Annotated in this window: 24 protein-coding genes and 2 pseudogenes; 13 read left to right on the top strand and 13 right to left on the bottom strand. The window is 75.2% G+C overall.

Features of this window, described 5'->3' with window-relative positions; genetic code table 11:
• Together LWC35_RS25005 and LWC35_RS25000 are read left to right on the top strand one after the other, a co-directional pair.
• Positions 1-453, top strand: a 453-nt coding sequence (locus LWC35_RS25005; RefSeq protein WP_232872686.1) for a TetR-type transcription factor C-terminal domain-containing protein, incomplete at its 5' end; no start/stop codon positions are given.
• Positions 454-518: 65 nt separating this feature from the next.
• Entirely contained in the window at positions 519-1,160 is a 642-nt protein-coding gene (locus LWC35_RS25000; protein ID WP_232872685.1) for a biliverdin-producing heme oxygenase, read from the top strand.
• Between the two features lie 4 nt (positions 1,161-1,164).
• Here LWC35_RS25000 and LWC35_RS24995 read toward each other — a convergent pair whose 3' ends face one another.
• Positions 1,165-2,280 carry an NDMA-dependent alcohol dehydrogenase gene (locus LWC35_RS24995; protein WP_232872684.1) on the bottom strand — a complete coding sequence of 372 codons (1,116 nt, stop codon included), beginning with the start codon at positions 2,278-2,280 and terminating at the stop codon, positions 1,165-1,167.
• Between the two features lie 241 nt (positions 2,281-2,521).
• Between LWC35_RS24995 and LWC35_RS24990 the strand changes: the two genes are divergently transcribed.
• Entirely contained in the window at positions 2,522-3,094 is a 573-nt protein-coding gene (locus tag LWC35_RS24990) for a histidine phosphatase family protein (protein WP_232872683.1), read from the top strand.
• 43 nt (positions 3,095-3,137) lie between these two features.
• Here the strand turns inward: LWC35_RS24990 and LWC35_RS24985 are convergent, their stop codons facing one another.
• Positions 3,138-3,962, bottom strand: a complete 825-nt coding sequence (locus tag LWC35_RS24985; protein ID WP_232872682.1) for an SDR family oxidoreductase — start codon at positions 3,960-3,962, stop codon at positions 3,138-3,140.
• 198 nt (positions 3,963-4,160) lie between these two features.
• Here LWC35_RS24985 and LWC35_RS24980 point away from each other — a divergent pair, with 198 nt between their 5' ends.
• Positions 4,161-5,516, top strand: coding sequence for an NAD(P)/FAD-dependent oxidoreductase (locus tag LWC35_RS24980; RefSeq protein WP_232872681.1), 1,356 nt, complete (start codon positions 4,161-4,163; stop codon positions 5,514-5,516).
• A gap of 54 nt (positions 5,517-5,570) precedes the next feature.
• A complete protein-coding gene (locus LWC35_RS24975) occupies positions 5,571-6,578 on the top strand; it encodes a YihY/virulence factor BrkB family protein (RefSeq protein WP_232872680.1) in 1,008 nt (335 codons plus the stop codon).
• A gap of 1 nt (position 6,579) precedes the next feature.
• Here the strand turns inward: LWC35_RS24975 and LWC35_RS24970 are convergent, their stop codons facing one another.
• A complete protein-coding gene (locus LWC35_RS24970) occupies positions 6,580-8,121 on the bottom strand; it encodes an FAD-dependent oxidoreductase (protein ID WP_232872679.1) in 1,542 nt (513 codons plus the stop codon).
• Complete coding sequence (locus LWC35_RS24965) at positions 8,118-8,915, bottom strand: carotenoid biosynthesis protein (protein WP_232872678.1); 798 nt, start codon at positions 8,913-8,915, stop codon at positions 8,118-8,120. Before LWC35_RS24965 ends, LWC35_RS24970 begins: the two co-directional genes overlap by 4 nt.
• 143 nt (positions 8,916-9,058) lie before the next feature.
• Here LWC35_RS24965 and LWC35_RS24960 point away from each other — a divergent pair, with 143 nt between their 5' ends.
• Positions 9,059-10,183, top strand: a complete 1,125-nt coding sequence (locus tag LWC35_RS24960; protein ID WP_232872677.1) for a glycosyltransferase family 2 protein — start codon at positions 9,059-9,061, stop codon at positions 10,181-10,183.
• 10 nt (positions 10,184-10,193) lie between these two features.
• Complete coding sequence (locus LWC35_RS24955; RefSeq protein ID WP_232872676.1) at positions 10,194-11,771, top strand: phytoene desaturase family protein; 1,578 nt, start codon at positions 10,194-10,196, stop codon at positions 11,769-11,771.
• Between the two features lie 49 nt (positions 11,772-11,820).
• Here the strand turns inward: LWC35_RS24955 and LWC35_RS40455 are convergent.
• Positions 11,821-12,162, bottom strand: a pseudogene (locus LWC35_RS40455) (CDP-alcohol phosphatidyltransferase family protein); the annotation flags it as partial.
• A 213-nt stretch (positions 12,163-12,375) separates the two neighbouring features.
• Between LWC35_RS40455 and LWC35_RS24950 the strand changes: the two are divergent.
• The 3 genes and pseudogenes from LWC35_RS24950 to LWC35_RS24940 all read left to right on the top strand — a co-directional run.
• Entirely contained in the window at positions 12,376-13,221 is an 846-nt protein-coding gene (locus tag LWC35_RS24950; RefSeq protein WP_232872675.1) for a YhjD/YihY/BrkB family envelope integrity protein, read from the top strand.
• 79 nt (positions 13,222-13,300) lie between these two features.
• Entirely contained in the window at positions 13,301-13,867 is a 567-nt protein-coding gene (locus tag LWC35_RS24945) for a Dps family protein (protein WP_232872674.1), read from the top strand.
• Between the two features lie 34 nt (positions 13,868-13,901).
• A pseudogene (locus LWC35_RS24940) lies at positions 13,902-14,078 on the top strand (WhiB family transcriptional regulator); the annotation flags it as partial.
• Between the two features lie 188 nt (positions 14,079-14,266).
• On the opposite strand, the gene LWC35_RS24935 reads toward LWC35_RS24940, so the two are convergent.
• From LWC35_RS24935 to LWC35_RS24910, 5 genes are all read right to left on the bottom strand, one after another.
• Complete coding sequence (locus LWC35_RS24935; protein ID WP_232872673.1) at positions 14,267-14,902, bottom strand: NAD(P)/FAD-dependent oxidoreductase; 636 nt, start codon at positions 14,900-14,902, stop codon at positions 14,267-14,269.
• A gap of 523 nt (positions 14,903-15,425) precedes the next feature.
• Positions 15,426-16,763 carry a phenylacetate--CoA ligase family protein gene (locus LWC35_RS24925; protein WP_232872672.1) on the bottom strand — a complete coding sequence of 446 codons (1,338 nt, stop codon included), beginning with the start codon at positions 16,761-16,763 and terminating at the stop codon, positions 15,426-15,428.
• A gap of 9 nt (positions 16,764-16,772) precedes the next feature.
• Complete coding sequence (locus tag LWC35_RS24920) at positions 16,773-18,296, bottom strand: AMP-binding protein (RefSeq protein ID WP_232872671.1); 1,524 nt, start codon at positions 18,294-18,296, stop codon at positions 16,773-16,775.
• A 34-nt stretch (positions 18,297-18,330) separates the two neighbouring features.
• Entirely contained in the window at positions 18,331-19,167 is an 837-nt protein-coding gene (locus LWC35_RS24915; RefSeq protein ID WP_232872670.1) for an SDR family NAD(P)-dependent oxidoreductase, read from the bottom strand.
• Positions 19,167-20,276 (bottom strand): LLM class flavin-dependent oxidoreductase, encoded by a 1,110-nt coding sequence (locus LWC35_RS24910; RefSeq protein ID WP_232872669.1) that lies wholly within the window; start codon positions 20,274-20,276, stop codon positions 19,167-19,169. Before LWC35_RS24910 ends, LWC35_RS24915 begins: the two co-directional genes overlap by 1 nt.
• A 205-nt stretch (positions 20,277-20,481) precedes the next feature.
• Here LWC35_RS24910 and LWC35_RS24905 point away from each other — a divergent pair, with 205 nt between their 5' ends.
• Genes LWC35_RS24905 through LWC35_RS24895 form a run of 3 tightly spaced genes read left to right on the top strand, consistent with a single transcriptional unit; the run spans position 20,482 to position 23,167 of the window.
• Complete coding sequence (locus LWC35_RS24905) at positions 20,482-20,838, top strand: Zn-ribbon domain-containing OB-fold protein (RefSeq protein ID WP_232872668.1); 357 nt, start codon at positions 20,482-20,484, stop codon at positions 20,836-20,838.
• Positions 20,835-21,947 carry a thiolase family protein gene (locus tag LWC35_RS24900; RefSeq protein ID WP_232872667.1) on the top strand — a complete coding sequence of 371 codons (1,113 nt, stop codon included), beginning with the start codon at positions 20,835-20,837 and terminating at the stop codon, positions 21,945-21,947. Before LWC35_RS24905 ends, LWC35_RS24900 begins: the two co-directional genes overlap by 4 nt.
• Positions 21,944-23,167 (top strand): cytochrome P450, encoded by a 1,224-nt coding sequence (locus tag LWC35_RS24895; protein WP_232872666.1) that lies wholly within the window; start codon positions 21,944-21,946, stop codon positions 23,165-23,167. Before LWC35_RS24900 ends, LWC35_RS24895 begins: the two co-directional genes overlap by 4 nt.
• On the opposite strand, the gene LWC35_RS24890 is transcribed toward LWC35_RS24895, so the two are convergent.
• From LWC35_RS24890 to LWC35_RS24880, 3 genes are all read right to left on the bottom strand, one after another.
• Positions 23,164-23,931 carry an SDR family NAD(P)-dependent oxidoreductase gene (locus LWC35_RS24890; protein WP_232872665.1) on the bottom strand — a complete coding sequence of 256 codons (768 nt, stop codon included), beginning with the start codon at positions 23,929-23,931 and terminating at the stop codon, positions 23,164-23,166. The genes LWC35_RS24895 and LWC35_RS24890 overlap by 4 nt on opposite strands.
• Positions 23,928-24,551 (bottom strand): TetR/AcrR family transcriptional regulator, encoded by a 624-nt coding sequence (locus LWC35_RS24885; protein WP_232872664.1) that lies wholly within the window; start codon positions 24,549-24,551, stop codon positions 23,928-23,930. The genes LWC35_RS24890 and LWC35_RS24885 overlap by 4 nt, the downstream gene beginning before the upstream one ends.
• Before the next feature lie 70 nt (positions 24,552-24,621).
• Complete coding sequence (locus tag LWC35_RS24880) at positions 24,622-24,951, bottom strand: hypothetical protein (protein ID WP_232872663.1); 330 nt, start codon at positions 24,949-24,951, stop codon at positions 24,622-24,624.
• Positions 24,952-25,167 lie beyond the last annotated feature (216 nt).

Here is a 25,167-nt window from a genome sequence, read left to right as displayed (position 1 = left end):
TCGATCTACAACCACTTCCCCGACCGGCAGGCGCTGCTCGTGGCGTTCGTGGAGCACGAGGCGGACCGGTACGTCGCCGACCTCGAGCGCGCGCTCGCCACGGCGGCCACCCCCACCGACCGGCTCGCCGTCTTCGCCCGGCTGCAGCTGCACCGGCTCGCGGAGTTCCACCTCCCGCCGGGCCGGGGCCTGGCCGGGGCCCTCGATCCCGAGGCCTACCGGCGGATCGCGGCGCACGCGGACCCGATCGGCGACCGGCTGGCCCGGATCGTGCGGGAGGGGATCGAGGCGGGCGAGATGGCCGCCGAGGACCCGGCCGTCCTCGTCGCGATGATCGGCGCGGCGCTGTCCGCCCGGCAGATCGTCGACGTGCCGCCGGAGGAGCTGGCCGGGTCGGTCGAGGCCGCCGTGCGGATCGTGCTGGGCATGGTCCGACCCTCGGACTTAGGCTAGCCTCAGTCCGCCGGCTGCTCTAGCATCTTTCTGACACGGCGTCAGGAAGATGCGGGAGGAACGGCATGGGCGAGCTCTCCACGGCTCTGCGACAGGCCACGGCCGAGGTCCACGAGCGTGCCCACCGCTCCACCTACATGGCCGCCCTGCTCGACGGGCGCCTCCCGCTCGCCGCGTACACCCTGCTCGCCGAGCAGTACCTCGCGATCTACGGCGCCCTCGAGGCGGTGGGCGACGCGCTGGCCGCCGACCCGGCCGCCGGGCCCTTCGTGATCGAGGAGCTGCGCCGGCTGCCCGCCCTGCGCCGGGACGTCCCGGCCCTCGGCGGTTCGGTCGACGCGCCGCGAGTCCTGCCCGCGACCGGGGCCTACGTGGCCCGGCTGCGCGAGGCCGCCACCGACGCGCCGGTCTTCGTGGCCCACCACTACACCCGCTACCTGGGTGATCTCGCCGGCGGCCAGGTCGTGGGCAAGATCCTGGAGCGCGCCTACGGCGTCACCGGCCCGGGCGCGCTGTTCTACGACTTCTCCGCGCTCGGCAGCCCGTCGAAGTTCCGTGCCCGCTACCGCGCCCTGCTCGACGGCGCCCCGTTCGACGAGATCGAGCAGCGCCGGGCCGCGGACGAGGCGGTCCGCGCGTTCGAGCTGAACATCGCGGTGTTCGACGAGCTGGCCGCGGCGACGGGGCTGCCCGCCGCCGCGGCGTAGGTGTTCAGAAGACGATCACGCCGCGCAGGTTGCGGCCGGCGTGCATGTCGTCGAAGCCGGTGGCGACCTCGTCGAGCGTGTACCGGGTGGTGATCAGCTCGTCGAGCTTGAGCGCGCCCCGGCGGTAGAGCTCCAGCTGCGCGGGGATGTCCGCGGTCGGGGCGCTGGCGCCGAACAGCGAGCCCTGCAGCCGCTTCTGGTAGAGCGTCAGCTCCATCAGCGGGATGTCGCCCTCGCGGCTGCGCACGTCGCCCAGCCCGACGACCACGCAGGTCCCGCCCTTGCGCACCGCGCGCAGCGCCTGCCCCACGTGCGCGCCGCGGGTCACCCCGACGGTGACGATCGACGCGTCCGCCCCCTGGCCGTTGGTCAGGGAACGGCCGATCTCGGCCGCCTCGCGGATGTCCTCGACGGCGTGCGTCGCGCCGAGCCCGAGCGCGGACTCCCGCTTGAACGCGACGGGGTCGACGGCGATCACCGCGGACGCGCCGGCGTGCGCCGCGCCCTGCACCGCGTTGATCCCGATCCCGCCGATCCCCATCACGATCACGACCTGGCCGGGCCGCACCTCGGCGGAGTTGACGGCCGCACCCCAGCCGGTGCCCACTCCGCAGCCGGTCAGGCACGCGATCTCCAGCGGGATCGACGGGTCGACCTTGACCGCCGAGGCGGTGGAGACCGTCGTGTACTCGCAGAAGGTCGACAGCCCGCACATCTGCCCGACCGGCTTCCCGTCGAGGGCGAGCCGGAACGACGTCGGGTCCTCCCAGCGCGCGTTGGTCGCCAGGGAGGCCCCGAGGTCGCAGAGGTTCTGCATGCCGTGCGCGCACCACCGGCACCGGCCGCAGGCGGGCAGGAACGAGAACACGACGTGGTCACCCTCGGCGAAGCCGGTCGTCCCCGGCCCGACGGACTCGACGATCCCGGCCCCCTCGTGCCCGCCGGCGAACGGCAGGATGCCCACCTTCTGGTCGCCGGTGGCGTGGTGGTCGTCGGAGTGGCAGAGCCCGCTCGCCACCATCTTCACCCGGATCTCGCCCGGCCGGGGGTCGTCGACCTCGAGCTCGACGACCTCGAACCTGCCCGGGACCTCGCGCAGCACCGCGCCTCGCGTCAGCACGCGAGCACGCTACGCCAGGAGCGGCCCGCCTGCGGAGCCGCCGCTGTCTCGGCGGTCCTCGTCGATCTCCTTCGTCGCTCCCGTGTGGAGCGTCATCGGGGCAGACCGACAAACCTCGCAACGGGCGCCGCTCGCCGCGCTGATCCGGCTCACACTCGCCGGCAGGGTCGTGGCCACGGGAGGCGTGCGCCGCCGACCCCTGGGACGGCGACGACGCCCGGCCCGGTCCACACTGGAACCCGTGCGACTCGTGCTGCTGGCCCACGCCGCCACGGCGGCCACCCGGCGGTCCGGGTTCGCCGACGACGAGGGGCTCGAGGCGAGCGAGCTCGACGTCCCGGACCTCCCCCGCTACGAGGAGGTCCGCTGCGCCCCGTCGCTGCGCTGCCGGCAGACGGCCGACGCACTGGGCCTGCCCGCCGCCGTCGACGCCGGGCTCACCGGCCTCGACCACGGCACCTGGGCCGGCCGGGCGCTCGACGACGTCGCCGCCGCGGACCCGGACGGCCTGACCCGCTGGCTCACCGACCCCGACGCCGTGCCGCACGGCGGGGAGTCGATGACCGCCTTCGTCGGGCGGATCGGCGCGTGGCTGCGGGCGGTGCCGCACCGGCAGGGCGGGCTGCTCGCCGTGGTCGACCCCGCCGTGGTGCGGGCCGCCCTCGCCCACGCGCTCGGCGCGCCGGCGACGGCGGTGTGGCGCATCGACGTCGACCCGCTGTCGGTGGCCGTGCTGGCCGGGGAACAGGGGCGCTGGAACCTGCGCGCGCTGCGGACCGGCCCCGGGCGGGGCGCCGACGGCGTCCCGCCCTGAGCGACCCCGCCCTCGACGACCGGGCCCCGAGCGACCGGAGCCCTCAGCCCCGGCCGCCGGCCTCGACCGCGAGCGGCTGGTACTCGCGCCACGACGCGAGCCGGCGCTCGTAGTCCGCCTCCGCGATGCTCAGGGGCGCCTCGCCGAAGAAGGCCCGCAGCGGCGGGTTCTCGGAGTCGACCAGCTTCAGGACCGCGGCGCTGGACGCCGCCGGGTCGCCGGACTTCGCGGTGCGGGACCTCCGCTGTTCCGCGGCCTTGACCCGGAACTCGTCGTACGCCGGGTTCTGCGTGGCGTGCTTGGCCGAGGCGCCGCCCCAGTCGGTGTCGAAGCCGCCCGGCTCGATCAGCGTCACGTGGACGCCGAAGTCCGCGACCTCCTGGGCGAGGGCCTGGCTGAAGCCCTCGAGGGCCCACTTGGACGCGTTGTAGATCCCGATGTTCGGGAACGCCGAGATCCCGCCGATCGAGCTGACCTGCAGGATGTGCCCGGACCCCTGCGCCCGCAGGAACGGCAGCGCCGCCTGGGTGACCCAGAGCGCGCCGAACACGTTCGTCTCGATCTGCGCGCGGGCCTCCTGCTCGGAGAGCTCCTCGATCATGCCGAACTGCCCGTAGCCGGCGTTGTTCACCACCACGTCGAGCCGGCCGAAGTGCTCGTGCGCCTTCGCCACCGCGGCGAAGTCGGCCTCCCGGTCGTCGACGTCGAGGGTCAGCGGCAGGATCCTGTCGCCGTACTTCGTGACCAGGTCGTCCAGTGTGGACGCGTCGCGCGCCGTGGCGGCGACCGCGTCGCCGCGCTCCAGCGCCGCGATCGTCCACTCGCGCCCGAAGCCGCGGGATGCACCGGTGACGAACCAGACCAACATGTCTCCACCTTCTCGAGGATCGGCAAGTCTGCCGTCCCGCACAAGGAGCGGAGGCTCCTCCGTATTTCGGACGGTGGCGGCCCTCACACCCGCCGGCGCCGAACGGTCCGGGGGATGACCGCACCCGCTTGCCGTGTCGGACCCGGGATGGTCGGGTAGAGGCGGGGTGACCGGGGACACGACCGAGCGGAGGAGCAGATGGCGATCGCGGACGTGTGGCGCAAGGTCCGGAGGCAGCCGCCCCCGGGGCCCCGCGAGGACCTGCCGCACGTCGTGGTGGTCGGCGCCGGGTTCGCCGGGCACACGGCCGCGAAGGGCCTGCTGCGGCGGCTGCGCGGCCGCGCCCGGGTCACCGTGATCGACCAGAACGACCACTTCCTCTACCTCCCGCTGCTGCCCGAGGTCGCGGTCGGCACGCTCGAGCCGCGGCGGATCGCGGTGCCACTGGTCCAGTCGCTGCGCGGGGCCGAGATCGTGGTCGGCGAGGTGCGGCACATCGACGTGGACGCCCGCACCGTGACCTGGACGGACCAGGAGGGCGGGACCGGGCACCTGTCCTACGACCGGCTCGTCCTCGCGGTCGGCAGCGTCAACAAGCTGCTCCCGGTGCCCGGGGTGGCCGAGTACGCGCACGGCTTCCGCGGGCTGCCGGAGGCGCTCTACCTGCGCGACCACCTCACCCGGCAGATCGAGCTGGCGGCCACGACGGCCGACCCGGCCGAGAAGGCCTCGCGCTGCACGTTCGTGGTGGTCGGCGCCGGCTACACCGGCACGGAGGTGGCCGCGCAGGGGGCCGCGTTCACCGCGGAGCTGGCGAAGGACTACCCGTCGCTGCGCGACACGCCGGTGCGCTGGATGCTGCTCGACATCGCCGAACGGGTCCTGCCGGAGCTCGACGAGCGCCTCTCGCGCACGGCCGACAAGGTGCTGCGCGAGCGGGGCGTCGACGTCCGGATGGGCCAGTCGGTGGCCGAGGCGCTGCCGAAGTGCGTGGGCCTCACCGGCTCCGACGAGGAGGTCCCGACGCACACCCTGATCTGGTGCGTCGGCGTGCGGCCCGATCCGCTCGTCGAGGACCTGGGCCTGCCGAACGAGCGTGGCCGGCTCGTCGTCGGGACGGACCTGGCCCTGGCCGGGCACCCGGAGGTGGTGGCCTGCGGGGACGTGGCCGCGGTCCCGGACGTCACCCGGCCCGGGTCGGCCACCGCGATGACCGCGCAGCACGCCACGCGCCAGGGTGCCCTCGCCGCCCGCAACGTGGCGGCGTCGCTCGGGTACGGCACGCCGCGGGCGTACAAGCACAGCGACCTCGGGTTCGTGGTCGAGCTCGGCGGCGTCGACGCGGCCGCCAACCCGCTGGGCGTACCGCTGTCCGGGCTGCCCGCCACCGCGGTCACGCGCGGCTACCACCTGCTCTCGATGCCGGGAAACCGGATCCGGGTCGCCACGGACTGGCTGCTCGACGCCGTCCTGCCCCGTCAGGCGGTCGCGCTCGGCATGGTCCGGGCGCAGCACGTCCCGCTGGACACGACGACGCCGGCGAAGGCGCGCTGACGACCCACCGGGCGGCACGGTTCACCGGCTCGTCGGCGGGGCATCCCGCCGGGCATGACGAGCCGAACGGACACGATGTCGAGGGCCGCCCGGGACGGGCACCGGGAGCGGAACGCACCGCCCCCGGGCCGGGAGGCACGAACCCCGGTGCAGATCCCGCCGCGCGGCTGGGTGCAGGTGCTGAAGCGGGCCTGGGCGGAGGCGAAGTCCGACAATGTCCCGATCCTGGCGGGCGGGGTCGCGTTCGCCGCCTTCCTGGCCCTGTTCCCCGCGATGATCGCGGCGCTGACGCTGTACGGGCTGGTCGCGGATCCGGCGCAGGTCGCGGCCCAGGTCAACGACCTCGCCTCCGCCCTGCCCGAGACCGCCCGCCCGATCATCACCGACCAGCTCAACTCGGTCGCGAGCAGCAGCGACCAGGCGCTGGGCATCGGGCTGGTCGTGTCGGTCCTGGCCGCGCTGTGGAGCGCGTCGGGCGGCACGATGAACCTCATCAAGGCCACCAACCTGGCCTACGACGAGGACGAGAGCCGTGGCTTCCTCAAGCTCCGCGGCACCGCCCTGGCGCTGACCCTCGGCGCCGTCGTGTTCGTGCTGCTCGCCGTCGCGCTCGTGGCCGTGGTCCCGGTGGTCTTCGACGCGCTCGGGCTGGGCGGCGTCGGCCTGGTCGTGGCGCAGGTGGTGCGCTGGGCGCTGCTGGTCGCGCTCGTCGTGGTGGCGCTCGCGGTGGTCTACCGGGTCGCTCCCGACCGGGACGCGCCGCGGTTCACCTGGACCAGCGCCGGTGCCCTCGTCGCGACGGTGCTGTGGATCGTCGGCAGCGTCGCGTTCAGCCTCTACGTGAACAACTTCGGCAGCTACAACAAGACCTACGGCGCGCTCGCGGGTGTCATCGTGCTCATGCTGTGGCTCTACCTGACCAGCTACATCGTGCTGCTGGGCGCCGAGATCAACGCCGAGAGCGAGCGGCAGACCGCCCGCGACACCACGCAGGGCGAGCCGATGCCGATGGGCGAGCGGGGCGCGGAGGCGGCCGACACCCTCGCCGAGGACGGGCGGTAGTTCAACGCCGGATCCGGGGCACGCCTGCGAGCAGCCCCCGCTGCGGGACGCCGTCGACCGGTTCGGCGGCGGCGCCCGCCTCGGCGAGGACGTCGTTGGCCGCGAGCACCCCGGACAGCGCCGCCCGCTCCATGAGCCCGGCGAGGAAGGGCAGCTCGACGAAGTCCCCGGCCACCCGCACCCCGCGGGCGTCGGTGCGCACGCCCGGGCGGGTCCCGGCCGTCCCGGGCGGGAAGGCCGGGGCCGTGGCCTCGTGCCGCTGGTGGACGTGCCGGACCTCGGCCGCGCGGACCTCCGGCCAGAGCCCGAGGAGCTCGGCGTGCATCGCCTCGGTCGCGGCCTTGGCGTCGGGCTCCGGGCAGGCGTACGAGTGCAGCTCGACGACCGATCCGCCGGTCCGCGCCGCCCACTCCGCCGACGGCGCCTCCAGCCGCGAGTACACCGTGATGGAGTCGAGCGTCCGCTCGCCGCTGACGGCGCTGAACACCGCGCGCTCCGGCGCGACGTCGCGGTCGAGCCACAGCCGGGTCACCGCGAAGGGCGGGGCCGTGCGCAGGCCGGCGCACTGCGCCGCCAGCCGCGGGGCCGACGCCGCCGCCGCGGGCGACACGGCGAGCAGGTCGCGCAGCCCGGCGGGATCGAGGGCCAGCACGACGTGGCGCGTGGCCAGCTCGCCGCGGACGGTCTCCACCCGCCAGCCCTGGCCCGCCGGGACGAGGCGGACGGCCCGGCTGCCGGTCCGCACCTCGGCCCCGTGCGCGCGCAGGTATCGGGCGAGCGGGTCCCAGATCGCGGTCCGGTGGTCGGTGACCGGGGCGTCGAAGCCGATGCCCTGCGGGTTGCCCAGGAAGTAGTAGTGGAACATCGCGACCAGCTCGGCCGCGGAGAGGCCCTCCTGGTCGCAGAAGAAGGACCGGGCGAACGCCTCGAACAACATCCCGCGGGTGCGCTCGGACATCCCGAGCCGGTCGAGGAAGGCGGCGGCGTCGACCCCGTCGAGCTCCGCGGTCGTCGTCGCGCGGTCGTAGGCGAGCAGGGCCCGCCCGGCGTCCGGGTCGGCGCCCGCCAGGTCCCGCCAGCTCAGGCTCTTCGACCGCAGGACCAGCATGAGCAGGTTCAGCGGTGGCGCGGCGGGCAGGCCCGAGAGGTCCTCGTCCGGCCACCGCCGGGAGATCACCGGGTAGCCGCCGACGGGGGCGAGGAACCGCAGCCCGGGGTCGATCCGTGCCAGCACCGCGCGCCACGTGTAGTAGTGCCGGAAGAACGCGTGGAACCCGTGCTCGACGACCTGCTCGGAGTCGTCGGGCAGCACCTCCGGCCACGCGCCGAGCCGACCCCCGAGGTGCTCCGCGGCCTCCAGCAGCGTCACCCGCACCCCGCGCTCCGCGAGCACCAGCGCGGCGCTGACGCCGGCCACCCCCGCCCCGACGACCACGGTTTCGGTGCCGGGCGGCACCTCCCGCGGCAGGGCCGGGTCGGGCGCGACCAGGCGGCGCCGGCGCATCCGCAGCGGGGCGGCCCGGCTCGTCAGGGGGTCGGTCACGGCCGGGCCTCCCGCCGGACGCCCGGGAACGTCGGCAGGGCCGCGCGAGCGAACGGGAGCGCGACCGCCCCCATCAGGACCCCGCCCACCAGCGCCGAGCCCGGCAGGCCGAAGAAGACCAGGTGGGCGAGCACCGAGGAGCCGTAGACCCACAGGTAGAGCGCGGTGGCCGGGCCCGACGGCCGGTCGTGCGCGGGCAGGACGACGTGCAGCGCGGCGACCACCAACGCGGACACCAGCAGCCAGCCCGCGTAGTTGGTGAACGGGATCCCGGGGACCAGCGGCAGCCCGGGTCCGGGGTCCAGCCAGCGCCAGTGCCCCGCGTCGACCATCTGCGGGTCGAGGAAGAGGTCCCAGGCGGCGAGCGCGGGGGCCCCGACGGCGACGACGCCCACCCGCGACCGGGCCAGCGTCCGCCCGACGACGAGCGCGGGCCAGGCCATCATCGTCCAGGCCAGCGGCACCACCAGGGGCACGTCGAGCAGCTCGGGCCCCAGGGTACCGGTGTAGGCGTAGGCGCCGAACGGGACGCCGGTGCGCAGCCCGACGGCCTCGGCCAGCAGCCCGCCCCCGCCGGCCACGGCGAGGAGCAGCAGGCCCCCGCGGGGGCCGTGCAGGCGGGTGGCGTCGCGCAGCGAGGCGGCCGCGAACACGACGACGGACAGCACGGTCACCTGCGTGCGCAACGCCTCGGGGACGAGCGGGTAGGCGATCTGGACGAGCACCGCGCCCGCGACGAGCGTCCAGGTCAGGCCGGGCGCGCGCCCGCGTACGGAGGGAGCGGTTCGGAGCACGCGTCGTCCTTCCAGGGGCAGGGAACGGGTGCGGGGCACCCGGGCTGCTCCGACCCTCCCGCGAGTCCGGCGCTCCCGCGAGTCGATCGCCCGCCCCGCGCGATCGACGTGCGGGCCCGGCCGGTGGCTCCTAGGGTTCGGCCGTGACCGCCGCGCGCCTTCCGGGACCGCTCCGGGCCGCGGCCGTCGCCGGGTCCGCGCTGGCCGTGCTCGGGACCCTGCACCAGCTCCGCAACCAGCGGCTCCTGCGCACCCCGCCCGCCGCGCCCCCGCCGGTCGCCGCGCCCGTCTCGCTGCTGGTACCGGCCCGCGACGAGGCCCGCCGCATCGGTCCCACGATCCGCTCCCTGGTCGCCCAGACCGGGCTGGCCGACGCGGAGATCCTCGTGCTCGACGACGGCTCGACCGACGGCACCGCCGCGGCCGTCCGGGCGGCGGCCGGCGGCGATCCCCGGCTGCGGGTGCTCACCGGCACCCCGCCCCCGCCCGGCCGGCTCGGCAAGCCGCACGCCTGCGCCCAGCTGGCCGCGGCGGCGCGCGGCGAGATCCTGGTGTTCGTCGACGCCGACGTCGTGCTCGCCCCGCGTGCGGTCGCCGCCGCCGTCGCCGTGCTCCGCGGTCCCGGCCCGCTCGACCTGCTCTGCCCCTGGCCGCGGCAGGTCGCCGAGGGCGTCGCGGCCCGGCTGGTGCAGCCGTTGCTCGGGTGGTCCTGGCTGGTCACGCTGCCCCTGCGGGTGGCCGAGCGCTCGGGGCGGCCGTCGATGGTCGCGGCGAACGGGCAGTTCCTGCTGGTCGAGGCGGCGGCGCTCGCGCGGGCGGGCGGCTGGGAGGCGGTGGCCGGCGCCGTGCTCGACGACATCGCGCTGGCCCGCGCGGTCCGGCGCACCGGCGGCCGGACCGGCGTCGCCGACGGGTCCGCGCTGGCCACCTGCCGGATGTACGACGACGGGCGGCAGCTCGCCGCGGGCTACCGCAAGTCGCTGTGGGCCGCGTTCGGGCCCGCTCCGGGCGCGGCCGCCGTGGCCGCGCTGCTCGCGCTGGTCTACGTCCTGCCCGCGGCCGCGGCCCTGGCCGGCTCGCGGGCGGGGGCGCTGGGGTACGCCGCCGGCGTCGCGAGCCGGGTGCTCGCCGCCCGGCGGACCGGCGCCCGTGCCTGGCCCGACGCCGCCGCCCATCCCCTCTCGATCGCCGCGCTGCTCGGGCTGCTCGCCTCCTCGTGGGCCGGCCGCAGGGCCGGCACGTTGACCTGGAAGGGCCGCACCCTGTGAGGCCGGACCGGTGAGCCGGGTGGTCGTCGTCGGAGCCGGTGTCGGCGGGCTGGCCGCGGCGGCGCGGCTCGCGGCGCTGGGCCACGAGGTGGCCCTGCACGAGCGCGCCGACACCCATGGCGGCAAGCTCGGCGTCGCCGAGGTCGGCGGCTTCACGTTCGACACCGGGCCCTCGCTGCTCACCCTGCCCGCGGTGCTCGAGGACGTGTTCGCGGCCACCGGCGGCCCGTCCGGGCTGGTCGTCGAGCCGGTGGACCCGGTGTGCGCCTACACCTTCGCCGACGGCACCCGCCTCGACATGCCGCACGATCCCGCCGCCGTGCCGGCCGCCCTCGACGCCGCGCTCGGGCCCGGCACGGGCGCGGCCTGGCAGGCGCTGTACGAGCGGTCCGGGCCGCTGTGGGAGCTCGTCGGCGACGCCGTGCTCCGTCGCCCGCTCGACCTGCGCACGCTGCTGCGGATGTCCGCGCGGCTGCAGGACCTGCGGGCGGTGGCGCCCTGGCGCACCCTGGCCGGGCTGGGCCGCACGCTGCTGCCGGACCCGCGGCTGCGCACCTGGTTCGCCCGGTACGCGACCTACTCCGGCTCCGATTTCCGCCGCACCCCCGCGGTGCTGTCGGTCACGCCGTACGTCGAGCAGCGGTTCGGCGGCTGGTACGTCCGCGGCGGTCTGCGGCAGATCGCCGACGCGCTCCTCGGCCGGTGCCGGGAGCTCGGCGTGGCCGTCCACCTCGGGTCGGAGGTCGAGGCGGTGACCGTCGCCGACGGCGCGGTGCGAGGCGTGCGGGTCGGCGGCCGCGCGGTGCCGGCCGACGTCGTGGTCTGCAACGCCGACGCCTCCCTCCTCCACGAGCGGCTGCTCCCGGCCGGGACCGCGCGGCGGGCCCGGCGGGACCTGCGCCGCACCCCGCGCTCGCTGGCCGGTTTCGTCCTGCTGCTGGGGCTGGGGAACCGGGAGCCCGGCCCCGCGCACCGGGTCTGGTTCCCCGAGGACTACGACGCGGAGTTCGACGCGATCTTCGGCCGCCGGCCGCACCCGGTCCCCGACCCGACGATCTACGTGCACGCCCCGGCCGACCCCGCCCTGTGCCCCGACGACGCGAGCGAGGGCTGGTTCGTGCTGGTCAACGCACCCGTCCACGACCCGGTCCGCGGCGTCGACTGGGACGCGCCGGGGCTGCGCGAGCGCTACGCCGACCACGTCCTCGCCACCCTGGCAGCGCGGGGCACGGACGTCCGGGACCGGATCCGTGTGCAGGACATCCGCACGCCGGCGGACCTCGAACGCGAGGCCGGCGCGCCCGGCGGCGCCATCTACGGCACCGCCTCCCACGGTCCGCGGGCCGCCCTGCGCCGCCCGGCCAACCGCTCGTCCGTCCCCGGGCTCTACCTGGTCGGGGGCTCGGCGCATCCCGGCGGCGGGCTCCCGCTCGTGCTGCTCTCCGCCGAGATCACCGCTGGGCTCATCGGCCCGGCGGGAACTCCCGTGGGATCGCCCGCCGGATCCCCACCAGCAGCTGGAGCAACCCCACCACGCCCACGACCGTCCACGCGACCACGAGCACCGTGGCCCAGTCCCAGCCGGTGAGCGGCGTGCCCGTGGGCAGCGCCCCCGCGCCCAGGGCGGCCACCGCCACGACGATCACGCGCGTCGGCCGCTCCGCGACCGTCACCGCCCCGACCCCCGGCATGCCGACGGACTGCGCCCGCGCCCGGACGTACTCGTGCAGCAGCACCAGCGCCGCGGCCGCCACCGCCCACCCGAGGGGCGCGCCCAGCGCCACCAGCACCGCCGCCAGCAGGAGGTCGCCGACCCGGTCCGCCGCGGCGTCGACCACCGCCCCGAGCGGCCGCGCCCGGCCGGTGCGCAGGGCCACCGCGCCGTCGAGCCCGTCGAGGATCCCGGCGGCCGCCGCGAGCACCGCCGCGAGCAGCGGCCACCGCCCGCCCGCCGCGGCGGCGCCCCATGCCCCGGCCACAGCCAGCACACCGACCAGCGACAACACGTCCGGGGGCACGCGCCCGACCGGGCCCGCGGCGAGGCGCTGCACCAGCCGCAGCCATCCCCGCACGACCGCCGACGGCTGCACGCCCGCGTGCAGGGCGGACCATCCCGCGGCGTCCGTCCGAGGCTCCTCCACGGCCTCAGCCTCGCACCGCCGGGCGGCCCGCGCCCGCCGCGGGAGCGGCCGATGAGCCCCGACCGCAGCCCGCGGGCCCTCCTGCGCGAGACGACCCGGTCCTTCCCCGGCAGCGACGTCGCCCTGTGGGCCGCCGGGGCGACGTTCTTCGGCCTGCTCGGCCTGGTCCCGCTCGCGCTCGTGTCGCTTCGGGTCGCGGGGGTGCTGGTCGGGCCCGACGCCCTGCGGAGCGGCATGGACACGGCGATCTCCGGGCTCCCGGGCGGGCACGGCACGCCGGCGGCGCTGCGCACGCTCACCGCAACGGCGTCGGCCATGTCCTGGTGGCAGACGCTCGTCGCGCTGTTCCCGGCGAGCCTCTACGGCGAGGGGCTGCGCCGGGCGTTCCTGCAGCTCTCCCCCGCGCGGGACCGCTTCACCGGCTGGCGGGGGCGGCTGGGCCTGCTCGCGCTGGCGGTGGTCGCCCCCGTGCTCGTGCTCGCCGTGCTCGCCGCCTCCCCGCTGGTCGCCCCGCTCTACGTGCGCGGCGGCTGGTGGCTCGTGCTGGGCGTCGTCGTCGCCTTCCACGTCGTGTGGGTGACCGTGTCGGTGGCCCTGGTGCTGGTGTTCCGGCTCGTCGGCCCCGGCCGGATCGGGGGGCGGGCGCTGCTGCTCGGCGGCTTCGGCACCGGGTCCGTCCTCGCCGGGTTCCTGCAGGGCTTCCTGCTGTTCCTCGCCATCCCGATCGAGTGGTCGGCGCCGTTCGGCGGGCTCCCGATCGTCGGGGCCGTGTCCGTCCTGGCGCTGTGGCTCTACCTGCTCCACATCCTGCTGCTCGCCGGGTACCGGGCCACGCTCGTGGCGGACGACGTCCTGCGCGGCCCGGTCCGGCCCGGATCCGCCCAGGACCACGTTTGAGCGGCGCTTCCACGACCTATCCCCCGGGTGGACCGCCGTGATGTGGACCACCGTGATCCGGCACGACAGGAAGGACACCATGACCAGCACCGAGTCCCGCCAGCAGATCAACTACACCGTCCCCGGCATGAAGACCGACCAGGCCGGCGAGGTCGTCACCCTCCTGCAGGACCGGCTCAACGCCCTCAACGACCTCGCACTGACGCTCAAGCACGTGCACTGGAACGTGGTCGGGCCGAACTTCATCGCCGTGCACACCATGCTCGACCCGCAGGTGGACGGCGTCCGCGCGATGGTCGACGACGTCGCGGAGCGGATCGCCACCCTCGGCGGCTCCCCGTGCGGCACCCCCGGCGCCCTGGTCGCCCAGCGCAGCTGGGACGACTACTCGATCGGCCGCAACGACGCGATCGCCCACCTCGGCGCCCTCGACCTGGTCTACACCGGGGTGATCGAGGACCACCGGGCCGCGATCGAGAAGACCGAGGAGCTCGACCCGATCACCCAGGACATGCTCATCGCCCAGGGCGGCGAGCTCGAGCAGTACCAGTGGTTCGTCCGAGCGCACCTCGAGAACGCCGACGGCACGCTGCGCTCCGCGTCCGCGGACACCGAGGTCGACGCCGCGAAGGCCGCCAACGGGTGACGCGCACGCCGGACGGGCGGCTTTCCCGGGCCGCCCGTCCGGCACGCGCCGCGAGACCCGGGCGAAGCAGATCTGCCGCGGCTGCCCCGTACTCGACGAGTGCCGCCGGCACGCCCTCGCCGTCGACGAGCCCTACGGCGTGTGGGGCGGGCTCTCCGAGCACGAACGGCTCGCGATCACCCGGCCGGAGCGCCGGCGCCCGCGCACCTGACGTCAGGATCGGCGCGTCGTCGGCCTGCCGGCGGGCGTCGTCGGCCTGCCGGCGGCGTCGTCGGTGCGCTCGCGGGCCCGGTCGCCGACGACCAGCCGGTCCTCGAGGTCCGCGATGGTCTGTGCAGAAGCAGGGTGTGCCCGTGTCGAGCGGCTCGCGCTGTCGATGGCCGACGCGGACCGCGACCTCTACCGCGCCGGCAGCAGCGAACAGGTGGTCGACCGGGAGGCGGTGGCGCGCCACGGCACGGGAACTGCGCACTCCGCTTCAGGCCGCGAGCAGCTCCAGGAGCCGGGTCCGGTCCGGCCCGGGCGGCGCCGGCAGGACGTCGTTGGCGTGCCGCTGGAGGGCAGGGAGATGCTGCCCATCGGCGTGATCGCCCGGCCGCGCAGCCGCGGCGGGGAGTCGCCCCGGAAGAACCGCGTGTAGTACACGAAGCCGCGGTCCTCGGACTCCTCGCGGGGTGGCCGCGCCCCCACCGCGGCCAGCCACGACGCCGCCCGGGTCCGCCGGCCCGTCGCGTCGACAACAAGATCGGCCGGCAGCATCTCTCCCACCGTCGTGACCACCCCGGTGACGTGCGGGACCCCGCCGAGCGCCGACGCCCCGGTCGCCACCGCGGCGACCTTCGTGCCGCGCCGCACCTCGACCCCCGGCTCGGTCCCGGCGAGCTCGGCGAGGACCGCCTCGACCACCGGCCGGCGTCCCGTGACGAACTGCAGGTCCTCGTCGCCCGGTCGCGGGGTCCGGTCGGTCAGCGTCGGCGGGGCCGCGGCGAGGTAGTCGACCCACACGCAGCCCGCCTTCTCCAGCAGCCCGACCACCTCGGGCAGCTCCTCGTCGCAGACCTGCCGGAAGCGGGCGAACAGGTTGTGCGGCTGGCGGAACTGGCTCGCTCGGCCCGGCGATCCGGGCGCCCTGTCCGTTCGGAGTGGGAGCAGGTCGATCTCGGACCTGATACGGACTTCCGGACCGGTTCCCCCCGGAAACCTGCAGCCGTGCAAAGTTGCACGCTCTGCACGATCGTGCGTCCCGTGATGCCGTGAACACGGCCGGACCCCGGCGACGCGAGCGGAAGAAGCAGCAGACGCGGGCGGCGCTGTCCGCGGCGGCGCCGCGGTTGGCGGCGGAGCGCGGGGTCGACCACGTGAGCGTGGAGGACATCGCCGAGGCCACCAGATCGCGCAGGGCTACTCCCCACCGCCGCCGGGCTGACGGGCCTGCCGATGGTCGCCGGCCCCCTGGTCTCGTCGACCGTCGCAGGCGCGCTGATCGCCCGCTTCGGCCGGTGGAAGGTGTTCCTGGTGACCTCTGATCTCTCCGTGAGATCCCCGTGGACCAGCTCCCTCAGCGCTCGTCGACCACCCGGCGGGCCTTGAAGGTGGTTTCGGGGAGGGTGCCGGGGGCCAGGAGGACGGCGGGGACCCGGATCCCGAGCACCCGCTTGAGCGCCTCCTCGGTGGGGCCCTGCAGCGAGGCGTCGCCCTCGGCCTCGACGGTCATCTCGTCGAGGGCGCCCTCCTTGCGGACCCGGATGCGGAACTCCGGGCCGAGCCCGGCCACCGAGCGCAGGGCGGTCTCGACGGCGCTGGGGAAGACGTTGGCGCCCCGGATCACCAACATGTCGTCGAGCCGCCCGAGCACGCCCTCCGGCATCCGGGGGTAGGTCCGGCCGCAGGGGCAGGGATCGGTGGCGAGGTAGGTCTCGTCCCCGGGGGCGAAGCGGATCATGGGCTGCGAGTCGCGCCAGAGGTGGGTGTAGACGACGGCACCGCGCTCGCCGACGGGGACGGGCACGTTCAGGTCCTCCGAGGACACGACCTCGGTGAGGACCTCGTCGGTGTAGAGGTGGGTCCCGGTGCCCGCCTCGCAGCCGACGCTGGTCTGGAACGGGTACATCTCCGACGTCGAGCCGGCGTCGGCGGCGATCGCGCCCCAGCCCTCCTCGATGATCTTCCGGGTGCCGGGCAGGGCGCCGCCGGGCTCCCCGCCCACGAGAAGGTGACGGATCGTGGACCGCCGCAGGTCGATCCCCAGGTCCTCGGCGACGGACAGCAGGTGGATGCAGTACGACGGCGTCGCGCTGAACACCGTCGACCCGAGCCGCCCGATCAGCTCCAGGTGCTTCTGCGAGTCGGTGATCCCGATCGGGAAGAGGGTGGCGCCGATCCGCTCGGCGCCCTGCACCACGCCCCAGCCGCCGAAGAACAGCCCGAACGGGAACCCGACCTGGACGACGTCGTCGGGCCGGACCCCGGCGCACCACTGCGCCATCGCGTGGACCTCGCCCGCGCGCTCCCAGTCCGCCTTGGACACCGCGTACAGGGTCGGCACCCCCGAGGTGCCGGACGACCCGTGGATCCGGGCGATCCCGCCGGGTGGCAGGTCACGGGCGTAGCTGCCGAACGGCGGGTGCGCGGCCTGGTCCGCCACCAGCATCTTCTTGGTGATCACCGGGACCTTCGTGGTGAAGTCCTCGAGCGACCGGACCTGGTCGGGGTGGAAGCCGTGCTCGTCGTAGTGGCGGCGGTAGAAGGGCAGCTCGGCGTACGCGTACCGGAGCTGGTGCTGGACCCGGTCGAGGATCAGGGCGTCCCGCTTGGCCGGGTCGATGGTCTCGCGCTCCTCGTCCCAGAACCGGGGGAAGCCGCGGGCGTCGGTCCGCACGGAACGGGGGCCGGTCATGGTCGCTCCTCAGCCGATGGCCCGGTCCCGGCCCGCCCAGTGCGGCGCGCGCAGGACCTTCTTGTCGATCTTCCCGAACGGCGTCTCCGGCAGGTCCGCGACGACCTCGACGGACTTGGGACGGGCGTAGCCGGCCAGCTCGCCCCGCGACCACCCGAGCAGCTCCTCCGGGGAGAAGCCCGGTCGCGGCACGACCACGGCGTGCACCGCCTCGCCCCAGTCCTCGTGCGGCACCCCGATCACCGCCACCCGCGCGACGGCCGGGTGCCGGGCCAGGACGTCCTCGACGTCGCGGCAGTAGACGTTCATCCCGCCGCTGATCACCATGTCCGCCTTGCGGTCCCGCAGGTGCAGGTAACCGCCCTCGTCGAGGAGCCCGACGTCGCCGGTGCGGATCCAGCCGCCGGGCAGGAACTTCGCCGCGGTGGCCCCCGGGTCGCCCAGGTAGGACTCGAGCGTGTACGGCGCCCGGAGGCAGACCTCCCCCGTCGCGCCGGGTGGGAGGGGCGCGCCGGCGTCGTCGACGACCCGGACGTCCGCCATGATCGACGCCTGCCCGCACGAACCGAGCAGCTCCGGCCGGGCGGGGTCGTGGTCGTGCTTGGCCAGCCGGGTGCCCCAGTTCGGGCACTCGGTCTGGCCGAAGAGCTGCACGAACACCGGCCCGAACACCTCCAGCGCCCGCGCCAACCGGGACGGCGCGATCGGCGCGGCCCCGTAGACGACCGTGCGCAACGGCAGGTCCTCCCGGTCCCGGGCCAGGTCGAGCAACCGGTAGATCATCGTCGGCACGAGGAACGTCCAGGTGACCCCCCGGTCGCGCAGCAGGTCGAGGGCGCGGCCGGCGTCGAAGCCCGGCTCGATCACGACCGTCGCGCCCCGGACCAGCGCGGACTGCGCGAACAGCCCGGCGGCGTGCGCGAGCGGGGTCATGAGCAGCAGCCGCTCGTCCTGGGCGAGCTCGGCCTCGAGGATCTGGGCGTACTGCACCGCGACGGCCGAGGCCTGGGTGTGCACGACCCCCTTCGGCAGCCCGGTGGTGCCGCCGGTGAAGTAGATCGCGGCGCGGTCCGTGGGCCCGATCCCGGGCGCCGGCACGGCGACGTCGCCGGGACCGGCCAGGGTCTCCCCCGCCGCCGGCCCACCGCCGTCGTCGACCCACAGGGTCGGCAGGCCCGCCCCCGCCCGCTCGCCGACGGCCGCGACACCGGTGCCGAGCACCAGCGCCCGCACCCGGGCCGCCTTCACGATGTGCGCGACCGTGGCCTCGGGCAGCAACGTGTTGACGGGCACCTTCACCGCGCCCACCCGCGCCACCGCGAGGTCCGCGACCACGAACTCGACGCAGTTGCCCAGGTAGAGGGCCACCGCGTCGCCCGGACGCACGCCGACGGCCCGGAGCTGGTCCGCCACCGCCGCGGACCAGCGGTCGAGGTCGCCGTAGGTCCAGCTTCGCCCGCCGGCCTCGACCGCCGTCCGCGCCCGGTGCCGCCGCAGGGCGGCCTCGAACTCCTCACCCAGCGTCGCGCGCACCGCTCGGCACCATCGTTCGTTCGGCGAGCTCCACTCAGCCCGGCCTCCCGACAAGGCCCTGCGCCTCGGCCACGTCCCAGTACGAGTGCAGGCCGCGGACGTGCTGGCCCCCGTCGACCGGGACGAAGTGTCCCGTGATCCGCTGCGCCGCAGGGGACATCAGGAACAACGCCACGTCGGCGATGTCCGACGGCTCCTGGTTCCGCTTGTCCGCCACCAGGGTCCGGTCGGTGAACTCCTGCCCGATCTGCCCGACGGAGAAGCCCTCGCCAAGCGGGGTGTTGACCAGGCCGGGCCCGATCGCGTTGACGCGGACGCCGCGCCGGCCGAGCTCTCCCGCACAGACCTCGGTGAAGCTCTTGACCCCGGCCTTCGCCGCGCAGTAGCTCCCCATCCCGTCCGTCGCCGCGACGGCGTTGAGCGAGGAGATGTTGACGATCGAGCGGGGCGCGCCGTCCGCCAGCAGCTGCCGCGCGAACGCCCGCGTGCACAGGAACGTCCCCTTCAGCAGGGTGTCGACGATGAGGTCCCAGTCCTCCTCCGTCGTGTCCTCGACGAGCGCGACCGTGGCGGTGCCGGCGTTGTTGACCAGGTGGTCGACCACGCCGAACCGCTCGGCGGCCAGCGCGAACGCCGCCTCGACGTCCGCGGCCACGCACACCGAGCCCTCGTGCCAGGCGATCCTGTCGCCGCCCCCGAGCTCCGCCGACGCGGCCTTGATGTTCGCGGGCTCGATCTCGAGGACGACGACGTTCGCCCCCTTCTCCAGCACCGCCGCCGTGATCCCCTTGCCGATCCCGCTGCCGCCGCCCGTGACGAGCACGGTGCGGCCGGCGAGCTCCGGGACGGGCGCGGACAGCCCCGCCTGCATCAGGCGATGCCGAGCGCGACGTTCGCCAGCTTCTGCCGGCGTGCCAGCCGCTCCCGCTTCGTGAAGTGCGGCATGACGTACCGGGCGAACATCTCCAGCGACCGGTTCCACTTGTCCGTGGTCACCCAGTCCCGGCAGTTGATCAGCAACGTGCCGAAGCCGCCGACCTCCTCCTCGAGCTCCTTGATCTGCCGCACGCAGTCCTCGGGGCTGCCGATGATCCACGGGATGTTGTCGACCATCCAGTCCAGCGTGAGGTCGGCGTCGGTCATCCCGTCGCCGATCTTCATCAGCGCGCCGAGACCCAGCCCGAACAGGTAGTCGTAGGAGAGCTTCACGCCCTCGCGGATGTCGCGCAGCGCCTGGTCCTTGTCGTCGGTCACGTAGACCTCGCGCACGATCCGCCAGTTGTCCCTGGTCACGGCGGGGTCGATCCCGGCGCGGGCCCCCGCGTCGAGCATGGCCGCGCCCATCGCCTTGAGGTCCGGTGCGTCCTGGTAGGTGCCGTTGTCGGTCGGCGCGAAGTGCACCGACAGCGGCTTCCAGCCCCGCTCACCGCACTTGGCGTAGTTGTGCACCCCGGTCAGGCCGGCGATCGCGAACGGCGGCACGTCCTGGTACGGCCCGACCTGCAGCTGCCGGTTCTCGTACTTCCAGTACACGCCCTCGTAGGTGACCGGATCGTCCGAGGTGAGCAGCTGCCAGATGATCTCCAGCGCCTCGTTCGTCCGCGGCGAGGCCTCGGAGGGCTCGAGCCCGAACAGCGCCTTGTCCGTGGGCAGCCCGCCGCCGCCGAAGCCGTACTCGAGCCGGCCGTGGGTGAGGTGGTCCAGGAAGGCCATCCGCTCGGCGACCATGAACGGGTCCTGGTAGGGCAGGTTGATCACGCCCGTCCCCAGCCGGATCCGGTGGGTCACCGCCGACGCCTTGGCGATCATGAACTCCGGCACCGGGACGTTCTCGTAGCCGCCCGTGTGGTGCTCGCCGATCCAGTACTCGTGGAAGCCCAGCCGCTCCGCCTCCACGATTCCCGCGATGTCACGGTCGTAGGACAGCGTCCAGTTCTCGCGCGGCGGGTGCTCGGGCATGGTGAAGAAGCCGAACTTCATCGGTCGGGTCCTCTCGCAGGTCCGGTCGGGACCGGGTGCAGGCATGACACCCGGTACACGACATCAAGGACGAACACGGGTTTGTTGATCGCAGGCCGAATCACTGTGTCGTGGGCCACGATGGGTGTCAAGAGCTCTCCGCCGCGCCCTTCGGCCACCACCACGATCGTTGATAGCCGAACCAGGGTTTGGTTTCATAAGCGCTGTGAGCACCCCCGACCCGCGGCCCCGGGTCGTCGCCGGAGCAGACGGCGGCGGCCTGGTCGAGGGCCGCCGCTGCACGGCGTGCGGCGAGGTCGCCGCGTTCGCCTGGCCCGCCTGCCCGGCGTGCGGCGGGCCGGTCGAGCCCGCCCGGTTCGGGCCCGAGGGCACGGTGTGGAGTGCGACGGTCGTGCGGATCCCGGTGCCCGGCCGGACCCCGCCGTACGGCCTCGCCTACGTCGACCTCGACGACGGGCCGCGCGTCCTGGCGCACACCGGCGGCCCGGTCCGGATCGGCGCCCGGGTACGCCTGCTCCCGGCCGGCGACGACGGCGACGTGCGGGTGGAGGTCCTCGGATGAGGGTCGGGATCGAGGGCGTCGGCACCTCGCACTTCGGCCGGCAGCCCGGCGTGGACCTGGTCGACCTCGCGTTCACCGCCGTCGACGAGGCCTTCCGCGCGGCCGGCGGGTCCCGGTCCGTCGACGCCGTGTGGGTCGGGACCGTGTTCGGTCCGGCCGGGGTGGCGCAACGGGTGCTCCGCGCGATGGGCCTGGCCGGCATGCCGGTGCTGACCGTGGAGAACGCCTGCGCCAGCGGCACCACCGCCTTCGCCGAGGCCTGCGAGGCCGTGCGGTCCGGGCGCTACGGGCGGGTGCTCGCGCTCGGCCTCGAGCGGATGGGCGACGGGGCGATCACGCCCGAGCCGACCGACCCCGAGGGCCGTTCCGGGCTGGCCCTGCCCGCGCTCTACGCCATGGCCGCCGCGCGCTGGCTGCACGAGGGCCGGGTGACGCCCGAGCAGCTGGCCGCCGTGTCGGTGAAGAACCATGCGCACGCCCTGCACAACCCCCGCGCCCAGTACGCCGGCCGGTACACGGTCGAAGAGGTGCTCGCGTCGCGGACGATCGCCGACCCGCTCACGCTCCTCCAGTGCTGCCCGACCTCGGACGGGGCGGCGGCCGCGATCGTCGGGCCCGCCGCCCCCGGGCGGGTCACGGTGCGGTCGGTCGCTCTGCGCTCCGGGGCGCCCTGGAACCACCGGTCCCCGAACGTCTGGGGGTACGACGTCGTGCGGGACACGGCCGCGGCGGCCTTCGCGGCCGCGGGCGTCGGCCCGGAGGACGTCGACGTCGCCGAGGTCCACGACGCCTTCACCGTCGGCGAGATCGTCACCACCGAGGCGCTGGGGCTCGCGGGCCCCGGGGAGGGCGGGAAGGCGGCCGCCGCCGGCCGCACCGCCCTCGGCGGGGAGCAGCCCGTCAACCCCTCCGGCGGGCTGCTCTCCCGCGGTCATCCGCTCGGCGCGACGGGCCTGGCCCAGCTCGCCGAGATCGTGTGGCAGCTGCGCGGCGACGCCGGCGGCCGGCAGGTCGACGGGGCGCGCCTCGGCCTCGTCGAGACGATGGGCGGCGGGGTCTCGGTGCTCGACGGCAACGCCTGCGTGGTCGCCGTGCTGGAGGCCCCGTGACCGCGTCGGGGCCGGCCACGCGGGCGGACCTCCTCTCCCCTGAGGCCGTCGCGGACCCGTACCCGTTGCTCGCCGAGCTGCGCGAGCACGATCCCGTCCACCGGAGCGAGCGCTACCGGTCCTGGTTCGTCACCCGGTACGCCGACGTCGACGCGGCGCTGCGCGATCCCCGCTTCTCCTCCGACCGGATCTCGCCCTACCGGCGCGCCCGGCTGGACGGCCCGGGCGCCGATCCCGGTGTGCGCGCGGCGTTCGGGGTCCTCGAGGACTGGATGGTGTTCAAGGACCCGCCGGACCACACCCGGCTGCGGAGGCTGCTGAGCCGGGCGTTCACGCCGCGCGCCGTCGAACGCGTCCGCCCCCGCATCGGCGAGCTCGCCGCCGAGCTGCTCGACGACCTGTCCGACGCCCTCTCCGGGCCCGCCGACCTCATCGGCGACTACGCGTACCCGCTCACCGCGAGCGTCGTCGCGGAGCTCCTCGGGGTGCCCCGGTCGGACCGCGACCGGTTCAAGGAGTGGTCGGACCGGATCACCGGGCTGGTGTTCGGCGGGATGGGCGACCCGGACCGGCACGCCGACGGTGCCGCCGGGATGGCCGACCTGACCGCCTATCTCGGTGAGCTGGTCGCCCGCCACGAGCGCGAGCCCGCCGACGACCTCCTCACCGCACTGATCCGGGCCCGCGACGCCGGCGACGCCCTGACCCACGAGGAGGTCGTCTCCACCGGGGTGCTACTGCTGTTCGCGGGCCACGAAACCACCACGAACCTCATCGGCAACGGGCTGCTCGCGCTCCTGCGGCACCCGGGTACGCCGGCGGACGCGCCCGGGACGGTCGAGGAGGCCCTGCGCTACGACGGCCCGGCCAAGACCATCGCGCGGATCATGGCCGCGGACGTCGAGCTGGGCGGGCGGGTGCTCCGCCGCGGCGACCGCGTGTTCCTCTGCCCCGCCGCGGCCAACCGCGATCCCGCCGTGTTCGGCGACCCCGACCGCTTCGACGTGACCCGCCGGCCCGGCCGCCAGCTGGGCTTCGGGATCGGGTTGCACTACTGCCTCGGAGCCCCGCTGGCGCGGCTGGAGGCCTCGCTCGCGATCCCGGCCGTGCTGCGGCGCTTCCCCGGACTCCGGCTCGCCGACGAGCCGCTGCGCTGGCATCCGGTGCTGCTCTCGCGCGGCCTGGCCCGGCTGCCCGTGCACCTCGGCCAGCACAGCTAGTGCATGCTCCAGCCGCCGTCGACCGCCAGGGTGGTCCCGGTCAGGTAGGAGCCGGCGGCGGAGGCCAGGAGCAGGAGCGGCCCGTCGAGCTCCTCCTCGCGCCCGATCCGCCCCATCGCCGTGCGGGCGGCGAGGGCCTCCGCCCCGCCCTCCCGCTCGAGCAGTGGCGCGGTCATCTCGGAGGCGAACCAGCCCGGCGCGAGGACGTTGACCCGGATCCCGTGCCGCCCGGACCACTGCGCGGCGAGGTCGCGGGTCAGCCCCGCGAGCCCGGCCTTCGACGCCGAGTACGCCGCCTCGGGGAGGTGCCCGGTGCTGTGCCCGAGCGCCGAGCCGATGTTGACGATCGCCCCGCCCCGGCCCGCGGCGATCATGGCGCGCCCCGCGTGCATCGTCATCCGGTACGCGCCGAGGAGGTTGACGTCGAGCAGCCGGGCCGCGCGCTCCGGGTCGTCCTTCTCCGCCCGCGCCGCATAACCCGTGCCGGCGTTGTTGACCAGCACGTCCGGCCCGCCGAGCGCGACGGCCGCGGCGACCAGGGCGGCGCACGACGCGTCGTCGGTGACGTCCGTCGGCAGGGCGACGCACCGGCGGCCGGCGTCCCGGACGGCCTTCTCCGCGGCCGCGAGCCCGTCGGACCGCCGGGCCCCGACGACGACGTCGGCCCCGGCCTCGGCCAGCACACGGGCGAACCGCAGGCCCAGCCCCGACGAGGCGCCGGTGACGACCGCGACCCGGCCGTCGAGCCGGAACCGGTCGCTCATGACTCGTCTGGGAAGGAGCGGGCGAGACCGGCCATGCCGCCGCCGGCGACGAGCCCGCCGAGCGCGAACGCGAAGAGGCCGTCGGCGAGCGCGCGGTCGGCCTCCTCGCCCCGCGGGACGAACCAGTGCTGCATCCAGTCGAGCATCCCGACCAACGCTCGCGCGACCGTCCGCGGATCGGTGGCCAGCGCGAACTCGCCGGTCCGGGCCCCCTCCGCGACCAGGGACTCGACCGCCGCCATGTAGCGGGCGTCCATGTCCCGGAACTCGTGGAACCGCGGCGCCGTCATCCGGCCGATGTGCTGCAGGTACACGAAGGCCGCCGGGTAGAAGTCGCCGAAGATCCGCACCTGCATCCGGATCAGCTCGCGCAGCCGTACCGCGACGGTCTGCCCGGTGTCGGCCTGCAGGCGTTCGAGCTCGGCCAGCAACTGCTTGGCGGGCTGCTCGACCACGGCCAGGAGCAGCTCCTCCTTGCTGCCCACGTAGTTGTAGATGCTGCCCTTGAGGATCCCGACCCGGGCGCCGATGCCCTCCAGGGTCGCGTTCTCGTAGCCGCGGTCGCGGAACTCCTCGCCGGCGGCGGCGAGGATCTCCGACCAGCGACTGGGGCGGGGCACGCGCGCAGCCTAACGCCGGGCGCGCGGCCCGCCCCCTCACGCCGATCGACCAGGGCGTGCCGCGTGCGGCTCAGCTGCCTTCCGCGCGCCGCCTCGCGAGCGGCGCGCCGGCCAGGTCCTCCTCGTTGCACAGCAGCTTGACCTCGTAGTACGGCGCCCCGGCCCGGTCGTCGTAGTCGAGGTGGATCGCGATGACGTCGAGCGGCTCGCCCAGCCACTCCTGCGCGTCGCGCAGCCACTCCGCCGAGCGGGCCAGCGCCGACGGGAGGTCGTCGTCGCGGAACACCACCGGCCGGAAGGGCACGTCCTGGATCTCGTCCTGCTCTGCGGCCTGGGGCCGGGGCAGGTCGCCGGACAGACCGGCCTCGTCGAGCTGCAGTTCGACCAAGTTGTCGCTCACCGTCCCGAGCCTAGGCCCCCGGAGAGGACCGGCAAGCGCGGTGCACTGCCCGTGCACTGTCCGTGGCCTTTCCGTGCAGCCGGGCGGGCCCTGTCCCGCGGCGCGCCGGCGCCGGCGCCGGCACCCGCGCCGCGGCCTCGGTGCTCTCGCTCGTCGCCCCGCTGTCGGGGTCCAGGCTGCGAGAGATGTCGAAGAAGTTGCCCGGCTCCTCGCGCT

The organism is Pseudonocardia kujensis, from assembly GCF_021283305.1.
Lineage (GTDB): Bacteria > Actinomycetota > Actinomycetes > Mycobacteriales > Pseudonocardiaceae > Pseudonocardia > Pseudonocardia kujensis.
The sequence above is the reverse complement of the archived record's forward strand: the minus strand, read 5'-3'. Positions and strand labels throughout refer to the sequence as shown.

Excerpts from the sequence above, each read along its gene's own strand:
- LWC35_RS24945 (WP_232872674.1), top strand. The coding sequence starts at position 13,301 with ATGACCAGCACCGAGTCCCGCCAGCAGATCAACTACACCGTCCCCGGC.
- LWC35_RS24975 (WP_232872680.1), top strand. The coding sequence starts at position 5,571 with ATGACGAGCCGAACGGACACGATGTCGAGGGCCGCCCGGGACGGGCAC.
- LWC35_RS24925 (WP_232872672.1), bottom strand. The coding sequence starts at position 16,763 with ATGACCGGCCCCCGTTCCGTGCGGACCGACGCCCGCGGCTTCCCCCGG.
- LWC35_RS24980 (WP_232872681.1), top strand. The coding sequence starts at position 4,161 with ATGGCGATCGCGGACGTGTGGCGCAAGGTCCGGAGGCAGCCGCCCCCG.
- LWC35_RS24950 (WP_232872675.1), top strand. The coding sequence starts at position 12,376 with ATGAGCCCCGACCGCAGCCCGCGGGCCCTCCTGCGCGAGACGACCCGG.
- LWC35_RS24900 (WP_232872667.1), top strand. The coding sequence starts at position 20,835 with ATGAGGGTCGGGATCGAGGGCGTCGGCACCTCGCACTTCGGCCGGCAG.
- LWC35_RS24985 (WP_232872682.1), bottom strand. The coding sequence starts at position 3,962 with ATGTTGGTCTGGTTCGTCACCGGTGCATCCCGCGGCTTCGGGCGCGAG.
- LWC35_RS24910 (WP_232872669.1), bottom strand. The coding sequence starts at position 20,276 with ATGAAGTTCGGCTTCTTCACCATGCCCGAGCACCCGCCGCGCGAGAAC.
- LWC35_RS24890 (WP_232872665.1), bottom strand. The coding sequence starts at position 23,931 with ATGAGCGACCGGTTCCGGCTCGACGGCCGGGTCGCGGTCGTCACCGGC.
- LWC35_RS25000 (WP_232872685.1), top strand. The coding sequence starts at position 519 with ATGGGCGAGCTCTCCACGGCTCTGCGACAGGCCACGGCCGAGGTCCAC.
- LWC35_RS24915 (WP_232872670.1), bottom strand. The coding sequence starts at position 19,167 with ATGCAGGCGGGGCTGTCCGCGCCCGTCCCGGAGCTCGCCGGCCGCACC.